Origin of the sequence: Halodesulfovibrio sp. MK-HDV (assembly GCF_009914765.1) — a bacterium.
Taxonomy (GTDB): domain Bacteria; phylum Desulfobacterota; class Desulfovibrionia; order Desulfovibrionales; family Desulfovibrionaceae; genus Halodesulfovibrio.
The window spans coordinates 1-2,607 of sequence record NZ_WYDS01000050.1 but is presented as its reverse complement, the minus strand read 5'-3'; the positions used below and the strand labels follow the sequence as shown (position 1 = coordinate 2,607).

1 protein-coding gene is annotated in these 2,607 nt (G+C 42.3%); it reads right to left on the bottom strand.

Features of this window, described 5'->3' with window-relative positions; translation table 11 throughout:
- Positions 1-322: 322 nt before the first annotated feature.
- On the bottom strand, positions 323-1,825 hold the full coding sequence (locus tag MKHDV_RS18560) for an IS110 family transposase (protein ID WP_160717974.1): 1,503 nt from the start codon (positions 1,823-1,825) through the stop codon (positions 323-325).
- Between the last annotated feature and the right edge of the window lie 782 nt (positions 1,826-2,607).

Below are 2,607 nucleotides of genomic sequence, written 5' to 3'. Positions count from 1 at the left end.
AAATCGTATTTTTATTTAAATTGATTGAAAAGCATTACCCATAATTTAAATTTGCCTTAAAACGTTTGTAATTCGTAAATTAATAATAGAAGTTACTCCTTAATATTTGAGACTTTTAAAAGATGAGTAACTCTAACCAATGTAACATCACGATTGGTTATGATGAAAAACTGAGATTTTTTCCGTTAATTTTTTTGGCCATATCACCGACAATATTAAAACACCGATTAAAGATTTTTATCCCGAATTTCAATATAATATTAGAAAAAAACTTTAGCCAGAAGACCTAGCGGTCTTCCTTAGAGATAAAGTTTCAATTTTTTTATTTTCGCGTAGATGTGTGCTTGTCTTGATATTTTGACTTCCGAATGAGCCGTTTAAAGCCATGCACAAGATGATACTTACTCGTGCTATTCAGTAAATCGGAATTTGTCACCAAAAGCTTGGAGATGTTTCGTCTTAAAGCTCGGGTACGGTGACTTTCAAGAAGAGTCCCTTGATTTGTAAGATGCTTCTGGAGACGTGCTCGTTTCTTTTCCATAGTCTCATGATAGGGATCATACTGCCGAATTCCGGTCAACATTCCGAATACTATCCGACTATACTTAAACGCAACCTTCATCATAGCTTTCTTGAAGGGAAGTTTACGGAGGAGCAGTTGTTTGTACGCATAAGCCCCAATATCTGTGTTACGATCCGGACGGCTCAAAATGATTGCAGCTGCTTGCGAGAGGGCAGAACGTAAATGTTTATTCGTGAAGCGGTTAACATGGCCCTTGGAGCGAAATGTCCCGCTTTGTTCCACTGTAGGAACCACACCGCAGAATTTGCTGAATGCATCGGCGGTGCGGAAGCGAGAATAATTTCCTACCTCCGTGAGGATGGTGAGTACGGTCACCGCATTGAATCCAGGGATAAAACAGAGCTGTTCGTAGTGGGTACGAAGCGTGGGATGGTTCAACACATATGTTTCGGCTTCTTTCAATAAGATAGCTGCGGCTGCTTGGGATTCCAAGAGGCGTATGACTTCCACTTGCAAAAGAAAGCATTGAGGTTCCGTGAGTCGGACTTCAGCATGAGGAACTATCTCGGTTGCTTGTCGTTCTAACACTCTTCCCTGACCATTAGTTTTTAATTCTGCAAGGAATTCTTCGTAGACCTCCCCCAAAGGACGGGATTGGGCAATGTAACGATCCAAGAGTTGGAGACCCCACTCCGTGTTCAAGTTAAAACTGAATTTCTGATTAGCCAGATGGAGGTGTCGATGGATACGGTTTTTGCAGGTAGTAGTCTGGGTTCTTGTGCGATGATAGGACCGCATATAGTCCCTTACAGTAAAGAATTCGGGACTTCCCACATAACTTGGGCGTAAAATTCGCTCATAAAACGCTAAATTGGACAATGTCCGGGCATCAGCTCGATCACTTTTCGTTCCTAAATCTGCAATCCGATTGTGGACTAACAGGGGATTCATGGCAATGAGAAATTCCCTACGAGATGGAAAGCGTTGTTGAAGTGTTTGATATAAGGCCACGTGGTAAACGCCTGTGCACTCCATCAGAATGGTTGCTTTTGCTTGATAAGGACGCAGAAATCGACATAATTCTTCCACCCCTTGATGGTGGTTGCGGAAAGTATGTTCACGGATCACCAAGGTTTCTCCAGAAGGAAGGCGTCCGCTCATGCAGAGGGCAATCGAGTCTTTATGCACATCCAATCCAATTCCAAAGGCGGTGACTTCTTTGAGGACTTTCACCACTTCCGGATTTCTTGGGGTACGTCGAATACGCTCGATCGAAGGTTTTTTTTGCTTTGCTGAAATCATTTTATTCACCGAATTCACTGTGATTGAATTCGCGTACATGGCAGGGTGTGTTCGCATCCTGCCATACCTCCTTTTAGGTCTTTTCTTACCCTCAAGGACACGGTGTCATTTCCCCCCCTCTTAGTGATCGTCCGGCTGCGGTCTCGGTTCCTCCCGTGGGTGAAAAAACCCGAAGGATTGCATCAGCTGCACAGGGGATAGCCGAAATTTCGTGGCATGGGGTTCCCCCTTCGAACGAGCTGTTGCGGTGCTGAGTTCCCACCTGCTCGCCAAGAGGCAAACATCCCAATATCTCTGAAAGATTGCTTGACCCTGAGAACCTCCTCCACCAATTTTCGATGAAAGGGTTCCCCACGCGCGGAATGACATACTTTTTTTCGATGTGCCTGGTTCAAGACACATAAATTATTAATTGTTCTCCAATCACATTCGGGGGAGTTGGTGTTGATATGACTCCGTGATAATTATTTTGTCGACTTCCTTTATAAAAATTTGGAGAATGGCTTGTACCGTAAACTTCATGGCTGAAAGTATCTTATACCGTAAACTTGCAATCTCAATGGAGGCGAAGGGGGGTCTTTTGACAGAAAATATCCTAAAATTAACTAGAGAAAGAGTAAACGAATGTGATTGGAAGAGATCAGAATCATATCTCAAAGAAAAAAGCATTGTAGAATGAAAGAAAAAAAGAAAAATAAAAAAAATGTCAGAAAATATCCTAAAATTAACTAGAGAAAGAGTAAACGAATGTGATTGGAAGAGATCAGAATCATATCTCAAAG